Origin of the sequence: Methylorubrum rhodinum, from assembly GCF_014199935.1 — a bacterium.
GTDB lineage: Bacteria > Pseudomonadota > Alphaproteobacteria > Rhizobiales > Beijerinckiaceae > Methylobacterium > Methylobacterium rhodinum.
Genome location: NZ_JACHOP010000026.1, coordinates 66727 through 75368, shown reverse-complemented (window position 1 = coordinate 75368; position 8642 = coordinate 66727). Strand labels below are relative to the sequence as shown.

Genomic DNA, 8642 nt, shown 5'->3' with positions numbered 1-8642 from the left:
GCGCCCCGCGCCTGGTCCGGGTGGCCACCCGGACCAGGCACCCCGCGGCTGCGGGACAGCCTCTTTCTAGCAGAGCCCCAACAGACAATTCCGGGCTCCGCGGCGCGGCCCCGGAATGACGCAGGCGTGGCATGCAAGACATCGACTCGCCGCCCGAGTCGCGAGAAAAGGCGCTTTCGCGCGATCCCGCCGAAACCGGGGGCCGGCTCGCGCGTCACCCGATGAGCGGATCGGACGCGGGCGGCGTCGGCGAGGAGGATACGGGGTGCGACCCTGGCGCGAGGGACCGGGCGACCGGCGCAGCTACCACCACGGCAACCTCAAGGAGGCGCTGATCGAGGCCGCGCGCCGCTTCATCGCCGAGCGCGGCATCGGCGGCTTCACGCTGGTCGATGCGGCCCGCCTCGTGGGCGTGACGCCCGCCGCCCTCTACCGCCATTTCCGCGGACGCGAGGCCCTGCTCGAAGAGGTCGCCGGCCGCGGCTTCTCGGATTTGGCCGAGCGGCTGGCGCGGGCGCTGACCGGCCGCGGCACGCCGCTGGAGCGCTTCACCCGCATGGGCGAGGCCTATCTCGCCTTCGCCGAAGAGGAGCCGGGCTACTACGCGGCGATCTTCGAGGTGCGGGGTGCCGCCGCCCCGGCGCCCGTGCCAGACCGGCCGAACCCGTTCGACCTTCTGGTCGAGGCCCTGAACGCGACCTTCCCCGAGGGCTTCAACGGCGTCGATCCGCGCTTCCTGGCCCTCGAAGTCTGGGCGCTGTCGCACGGCATCGCCACGCTCTCGGCGGCGGGCCAACTGCCGAAGGGCGGCCCGGACAAGTACGAACTCCTGCGCGCCGGCGTGCTGGCCCTGGTGCACGGCGCCGGCGAGAGGCCAAGGAGCACGCCCTGATTCAGGGCGAGTTCCTCGGCCTTTTCCCTGTTTTGTCGGCCTCAAGCGCCGGCGGCCGCATCCGCGACCTCGGGCGTCTCGCTGCGCCAGACGGCCTCGGCTGACGCCGAGGCCCGCTGCGCTCTTCACGCCCGGCACAAGGCGCAATCGTTCTTCGAACGACGGCTCTCGACGATCGCCCCTTGAAACCACGCGGGCGGCCCCGCATGTGAATGTTGTTCACATTCACACCCCGGAGCCCTCAGCCGTGAACACGTCCTCTACCTCTCCCTGGTCCTGCGGCGCGTCGCGCAGCGGCCCGTTTCCGAAGCGCTCGATCGAGATCGGCGCCATCGTCGTGAGCTTCATCTATGTCTGGCCGGTGGCGGTCGCCTACGTGGCCTGGAAGATCGCCGGCTACCCGGCGCTAGACCAGATGCGCGAGTTCGCCCGCTCCGGCTCGTGGAGCATGGGCAGCCGTGACGGCCAGTCGCGCTTCGCCCGCGCCTTCGAGACCGCCAAGAGCAACACCGGCTTCGGCCCCGCCGCCAGCGGCAACTGGGCGTTCGAGGAGTACCGCCGGGCCGAGCTGGAGCGCCTGGAGGCCCGCCGCCGTGCGCTTCAGGAGGAAAGCCGGGCCTTCGCCGAGTTCGTCGAGGAGTTGAAGCGGGCCAAGGACCGCGAGCAGTTCGACGCCTTCATGGCCAAGCGCCGCTCCGAGGGCGGTGGCCCGACCATCGAGGCTTGAACCCTCGCCCACCGAAACTGCGATCCTGAAAGGGGCGCTCCACCGGAAACCGTGGGGCGCCCTTCGCATGTCCGGGTCATTTTGCGTGCAGTGCAGCGATTCCCCCGCCCTGCACGGTTGCCGCAGGCCCGGACCGCCATAACTGCGGCTGCGGGGAACAAGCTGTGGCGCGGCGCCTTGTGAGACCGAGGACCGCCCGCCGGGCCGACACGACCCTTGACCTTCCAGCGGAGAGCGGTGGCCTGATGCGGCGCGCCCATGCGATGCGGTTCGGCAGCGAAGCGGCCGAGGACGGAGTGCGGTTCGCCCTCTGGGCCCCCACCGCCGACGACGTGACCCTGGTGATCGACGGGACGGACCATCCGATCCCCGAGGCCGGCGAGGGCTGGCGCGTCGCCACCGTGCCCGGCGTGAAGGCCGGCGCCCGCTACGGTTTTCGCATCAATGGCGACCTCGTGGTGCCCGACCCCGCCTCGCGCTTCCAGCCCGAGGACGTCTCGGGCCTGTCCGAGGTGATCGACCCCGCCGCCTTCGACTGGACCGACGCGGACTGGAAGGGCCGCCCGTGGGAAGAGGCCGTCGTCTACGAGGTGCATGTCGGCGCCGCGACCCCGGAGGGCACCTATGCCGGCCTGGAACAGCGCCTGGACGACCTGATCGATCTCGGCATTACGGCGATCGAATTGTTGCCGCTCGCCGACTTCAAGGGCACCCGCAACTGGGGCTACGACGGCGTACTGCCCTACGCGCCGGACTCCGCCTACGGTCGCCCGGACGAGCTGAAGCGCCTGATCGACACCGCCCACGCCAAGGGCCTGATGGTGCTGATCGATTGCGTCTACAACCATTTCGGCCCGGCCGGGAATTACCTCCACTCCTACGCCAAGACCTTCTTCACCGAGCGTCACCAGACGCCGTGGGGCGCCGGCATCAATTTCGACGGCAAGGAGTCCGGCCGCGTCGTCCGGGACTACTTCATCGAGAACGCACTGTACTGGCTGGAGGAATACCATTTCGACGGCATCCGCTTCGACGCCGTCCACGCCATCCTCGACGATTCGGACAAGCACTTCCTGGCCGAACTCGCCGAGACCATCCGCAAGACCCTGCCGGACCGGCACGTCCACCTGATCCTCGAGAACGAGGCGAACCAAGCCTCGTGGCTGGAGCGCGACGGGTCGGCCAAGCCGGTCCTCCATACCGCGCAATGGGCCGACGACCTGCATCACGGCTGGCATGTGCTGCTGACGGGCGAGGAGGCCGGCTATTACGCGAGCTTCGCCGACCGACCGGTCGAGCATCTCGCCCGCAGCCTCGCCGAGGGCTTCGCCTATCAGGGCGAGCCGTTCCCGACCCTCGACAACCATCCCCGCGGCGAGCCCTCGGCCCACCTGCCGCCCTCGGCCTTCGTCACCTTCCTCCAGAACCACGATCAGGTCGGCAACCGGGCGCTCGGCGAGCGGCTGAGCCATCTCGCCGACCCTTCGAAACTGGCGCTCGCGCGGGCCGGGCTGCTGCTCGCGCCGCAGATCCCGATGCTGTGGATGGGCGAGGAATGGTCGGCCTCGGCCCCGTTCCTGTTCTTCGTGGACTTCGCCCCGGACGAGGAGCTGAACAAGGCGGTGCGCGAGGGGCGCCGCCGCGAGTTCAAGAGCTTTGCGGCCTTCGCCGACGACACCTCCGTCATTCCCGATCCGACGGAAGAAAAAACCTTCACGGATTCGAAGATCGACTGGGACGAGGCCGAGCGCGAGCCGCACCGCGCGGTCTGGGCCGACACCCGCAACCTGCTCCAGATCCGCCACCAGAACGTCGTGCCGCTGACCAAGACCGCCTATCGCGGCGCGACCACGGATCTATCGGCGCCGGGGGTGATCGACGTGACGTGGCGCTACGAGGGCGGGTCGCTGCGCTTCGTGGCCAACTTCGGCGACGACGACCACGCGGTGGATGTCTCGGGCGGTCAGATGATCTGGTCGCAGGGCTATTCGCGCCAGAGCGGCCAGCTCGCCGCCTGGGGCGGCCTTTTTCTCCTCGGTGACGTGAAGTGAGCGGACGCGACGTGATCGAAACCCTCGCTTCCCTCGTCGGCATCGCCGACGGCTTCACCGACGCCTTCGGCCAGCGGGTCGATACCCCGTTAGAGGCCCGCCGCGGGATGCTCGAAGCCCTCGGTTTCCCGGCCGGCGACGATGCGCAGATCGCCCGCAGCCTGGAGGCCGTCGAGGCGGTTCGCGCGGGCCTTGCCCCGCCGCTGCTGGCCGCCGAGGCGCGCCGCGGACTGCGCGTGCCGCTTCGGACGAACGAGACCTCCGGCACGGTGGCGTGGCGGCTGGTGGACGAGCACGACCGCGCCCGCGAGGGCCGCGCGGCGCTGACGCCGGGTCCTGAGGGCGCCGGCTTCGACCTGCCGCCGCTGACGCCGGGCTATCACCGCCTCACCGTCGCCTTCGGTGACGCGAGGGCCAACACCTGGGTCGTCGCCGCGCCGCAGCGCTGCTGGCGCCCGCGCGCCTATGCCGAGGACGGCGCCCGCGATTGGGGCCTCGCGACCCAGCTCTACGGCCTGCGCTCGCCGGCCAATCTCGGCATCGGCACCTATGCCGACGCCGGCCGGGCCGCCCGCGATGCGGGCCTGCGCGGCGCCTCGTTCCTGGGCCTCAGCCCGGCGCACGCCCTGTTCCCGAGCGACCGGGCGAAGATTTCGCCCTACTCGCCGTCCTCGCGGCTGTTTCTCGAAACGCTCTACATCGAGCCCGGCGCCCTGCCGGGTTTTGCGGAGAGCCGCGCGGCAAAAATTCTGGAGACCCACCGCGCCCGCATCGAGTCGCTGCGCGACACCGCGCTCGTCGATCACGCCGGCGTCTGGGAGGTGCTGAGCCCGGTTCTCGAAGCCTACTGGGCCGATTCGGCGGCCCGGCGCGGCGAGGATGGCGCCTTCACGGCCTTCCGCGAGGAGGGCGGCGAGAACCTCGAATCGCACGCGATCTTCGACGCGCTGTCCGAGCACTTTCGCCAGCAAGGCGCCCACTGGCTCGGCGACTGGCCGGAAGAGTATCGCCGCGCGGGGACGGAATCCGTCAGAGCCTTCGCGCGGGAGCACGCCGACCGCGTCAGTTACCACGTCTTCCTGCAATACCTCGCCGACGGGCAGCTCAAGGCCTCATCCGAGATCGCCTTGGAGACCGGCATGCGGCTCGGCCTCTACCGCGACCTCGCGGTGGGCGCGGATCGCGGCGGCTCCGAGATCTGGTCTCACCCCGAGCGCTTCGCCAACGGCGTCTCCATCGGCGCGCCGCCGGACCTCCTGGCCCCCAAGGGCCAGGATTGGGGCCTGCCCGCCTTCGATCCGCTGGAGATGGAGCGCGACGGCCTCAAGGCCTTCCGCGCGCTGGTGAAGGCCAACATGCGCCATGCCGGCGCGATCCGCATCGACCACGCCTTCCAGCTCGCCCGGCTGTTCCTGATCCCGCTCGGCAAGTCGGCGCGCGAGGGCGCTTATGTGGCGATGCCGTTCGAGCCGATGCTCGCGGTGCTGCGGCTGGAGAGTCACCGCGCCAAGTGCCTCGTCATCGCCGAGGATCTCGGCACGGCACCGGAGGGTTTTTCCGATGCCCTGATGGCCTCCGGGATTCTGAGCTACCGCATCCTCGCCTTTGAGCGCGAGCAGGGCGGGGCCTTCAAGGCGCCGGACGCCTACCCGAAGGACGCGCTCACCGCGATCACCACCCACGACCTGCCGACCTTCGTCGGCTGGTGGCGGGGCGTCGACACCGACACGCGCCAGTCGCTCGGCCTCTACGACGCCGAGCGGGCCGAGGCCGAGCGCCTGGAGCGCGTCACCGAGCGCTGGCGCCTCTCGGAGGCGCTGGCCTCGCAGCAACTCCTGCCGAGCGCCGAACCGCCGGAGCACGCGCCGCTGGAAGCCGCCGCGCGCTACCTCGCCCGCGCCCCCTCGATCCTGACGGCCGTCCAGTACGAGGACGTGGTCGGCGAGCTGTCCCAGGCCAACGTGCCGGGCTCGACCGAGGGCTATCCGAATTGGCGGCGCAAGCTCGACCGGGATCTCGCCGACATCGCCGCTCCCGGCGGGCCGCTCGCCAAGCTCGCCTCGGCGCTCTCGGCCGAGGCGCGCGGACCGCGCTCGGGTGCGGCGCGCCTCGCCTCGGCCCCGCCGCGGGCGACCTACCGCCTGCAATTCCACGAAGGCTTCACCTTCGCGGATGCCGAGAAGATCGTTCCGTATCTGGCCAAGCTCGGCGTCAGCCACGTCTACGCCTCGCCGTTGCAGCGGGCGCGGCCGGGCTCGACCCACGGCTACGACATCGTCGATCACTCGCAGATCAACCCGGAGATCGGCGGCGAGGAGGGTTTTCGGAGTTTCACCGACGCGATGCACGCGCATGGCTTGAAGCTCCTGCTCGACATCGTCCCGAACCACATGGGCGTCGGCGGGGCCGACAATCCGTGGTGGCTCTCGGTTCTCGAATGGGGCGGCCTGTCGCCGGAGGCCAACGCCTACGACATCGATTGGGAGCGGCTCGGCGCCAACGGCAAGCTCGTCATCCCCTTCCTCGGCGAGCGCTACGGCGAGGCCCTGGAGAAGGGCACGCTGGAACTGCGGTTCGACGAGCCGGCGGGCGCCTTCAGCGTCTGGCACTACGAGCACCAGTTCCCGATCTGCCCTCTGCATTACCCGACGATCCTCAACCGGGCGCTGGCCGCGCTCGGCGAGATCGGCGACGACATGTCGGCGGAGGTGCTCAAGATCTCCGAGCAGCTGCGCGCCATGGGCGAGGAGACGGCGCGTGAGCGCCGCCGCACCATGCCGGAGGCGGCGGAAGCCTTGAAGCGCGATCTGGCGGCCGCCGTTCGCGCCTCGCCGCAGATCGCGGCGGCGATCGACCGGGCGCTGCATCTGCTGAACGGCAACCGCGACTATCCCGATTCCTTCGGGCCGCTGCACCGGCTGCTGGAGCAGCAGAGCTATCGCCTCGCCCATTGGCGGATCGCGTCGAGCGACATCAACTACCGCCGCTTCTTCGACGTGAACTCGCTCGCGGGTCTCCGCGTCGAGCTGTCGGATGTGTTCCAGAAGTCGCACGACCTGCTGTTTCGCCTGATCCGCGAGGGCCGCATCGACGGTCTGCGCATCGATCACATCGACGGCTTGGCCGATCCGCTGGGATACGCCCGCGCGCTCCAGGCCGTGGTCGGCCCCGGCTTCTACATCGTGGTCGAGAAGATTTTGGAGCCCGGCGAGAAGCTGCGCGACTGGCCGGTCGCCGGCACCACCGGCTACGACGTGCTGAACCAGCTCGACGGCATCTTGGTCGATCAGGGCCTGAAGCCGAGAATCGAAAAGTTCTACCAGTGGGCGACGGAGGTGGACGAGCCCTACGGCTTCCAGTTCCGCGCCGCCAAGGCCGAGATCCTCGAGATCAGCTTCGCCTCCGAACTCGAGGTGATGACCGGCGACCTCAAGCAGATCGCCGACGCCGACCGGCGCACCCGCGACTTCTCCACCAACGCCATCCGTCGTGCCCTGATCGAGATCGTGGCGCGTTTTCCCGTCTACCGCTCCTACCTGCCGGGCGATCTCGACGAGAGCGAGATCGAGGACGAGGACGTCGAACTGATCGAGGGCGCGGTGCGCAAGGCCAAGCGCTGGAGCGCCCTGCCGGACCGCTCGGTGCATGATTTCGCCGCCGACGCGCTGCTCGGCCGGATCGAGGTCGGCGGCGCCGGCCAGCCGGATCCGGGCGTGGTGCTGCGCTACCGTCGCCGGTTCCAGCAGCTCACCGGACCGGTGATGGCCAAGAGCCTGGAAGACACGCTGTTCTACCGCTTCGTCGAGTTGCTGGCGCTCAACGAGGTCGGCGGCGACCCCGGCGAGTACGGCATCGACCGCGAGCATTTCCACGCGCTCCAGGCCGCGCGGGCCCGCGACTGGCCGAACGCGATGATCACCACGGCCACCCACGACACCAAGCGCGGCGAGGACGCCCGCTCGCGCCAGCTCGCCCTGTCCGAGCTGCCGGAGGATTGGGCGCGGGCCTGGGACACGTGGCGGCGCGCCTCCACCCCGCACATCCGCAGCGTCGAGGGCGAGGCCGCGCCCGACGCCAACGACCAGTGGATGTTCCTCCAAGCCATCCTCGGCGCGTGGCCGCTGGAGCTTCTGGAGGGCGACGACGCGGGCGAGATCGAGGATTTCCGCAAGCGCCTCGACGCCTATGCCGAGAAGGCTCTGCGCGAGGGCAAGCGCCGGTCGAGCTGGGTCAACGTCGACGAGGCCTACGAGGGCGCGGTCCACGCGCTGTTCGCCGAACTGGTCAAGCCGGGCTCCGACTGCCTCGCGCGGCTGCGGCCCTTCGCCCGGCGGCTCGCCTATCTCGGCATGATCGCGGGTCTGGGCCGCACGGTCCTGAAATGCACCCTGCCCGGCATCCCCGACACCTATCAGGGCACGGAGTTCTGGGACTTCTCGTTCGTCGATCCCGACAACCGCCGCCCGGTCGATTACGAGGCCCGCGCCCAGGCTCTCGAAGAGGGCAGGGCGCCCGCCGACGTGATGGCCTCCTGGGCCGACGGACGGGTCAAGCAGGCCACACTCGCCCGGCTGCTCACCGACCGCGCGGCGCGCCCAGCCTTCTATGCGGATGCCGATTACCGGCCTCTCGCCGCGGAAGGCGAACGCGCCGAGCACGTCATCGCCTTCACCCGCTCGGCGGCGACCTCCGGCGAGGACGATCTGGTCGTGGCGGTGCCGCGTCTCATCGCTCGCCTGACGCCCGACGGAACCTGGGACGGCAAGGCCTTCGCCGGAACGACGCTGGCGGTGCCCGCGGGCAGCCGCTGGACCGACGTGATCGGCGGCGAGACCGTCGAGGCGGGTGACGGCCGGCTCGATCTCGGTCGGCACTTCGCCCGGCTGCCCTATCTGGTGCTGCGACGGGCCGCCTGACGGCCCGTCCTCCCACGACCTGAACCTGCTGCAAACGCCCGAGCCAGAAGACGGAG

General features: G+C 70.3%; 4 protein-coding genes. All 4 read left to right on the top strand.

The window, feature by feature from the left end; all coding sequences use genetic code 11:
* Window positions 1-265: 265 nt before the first annotated feature.
* The 4 genes from HNR00_RS21695 to HNR00_RS21680 all read left to right on the top strand — a co-directional run bounded on the left by HNR00_RS21695 (window position 266) and on the right by HNR00_RS21680 (window position 8586).
* Window positions 266-892, top strand: coding sequence for a TetR/AcrR family transcriptional regulator (locus HNR00_RS21695; RefSeq protein ID WP_183572973.1), 627 nt, complete (start codon window positions 266-268; stop codon window positions 890-892).
* Between the two features lie 247 nt (window positions 893-1139).
* Complete coding sequence (locus tag HNR00_RS21690; RefSeq protein ID WP_183572971.1) at window positions 1140-1619, top strand: DUF2852 domain-containing protein; 480 nt, start codon at window positions 1140-1142, stop codon at window positions 1617-1619.
* A 245-nt stretch (window positions 1620-1864) separates the two neighbouring features.
* On the top strand, window positions 1865-3670 hold the full coding sequence (gene treZ, locus HNR00_RS21685; RefSeq protein ID WP_183572969.1) for a malto-oligosyltrehalose trehalohydrolase: 1806 nt from the start codon (window positions 1865-1867) through the stop codon (window positions 3668-3670).
* An 11-nt stretch (window positions 3671-3681) separates the two neighbouring features.
* On the top strand, window positions 3682-8586 hold the full coding sequence (locus HNR00_RS21680) for a malto-oligosyltrehalose synthase (protein WP_312886100.1): 4905 nt from the start codon (window positions 3682-3684) through the stop codon (window positions 8584-8586).
* Window positions 8587-8642 lie beyond the last annotated feature (56 nt).

Coding starts and splice junctions, on each gene's coding strand:
- treZ (WP_183572969.1), top strand. CDS start 1,865: ATGCGGCGCGCCCATGCGATGCGGTTCGGCAGCGAAGCGGCCGAGGAC.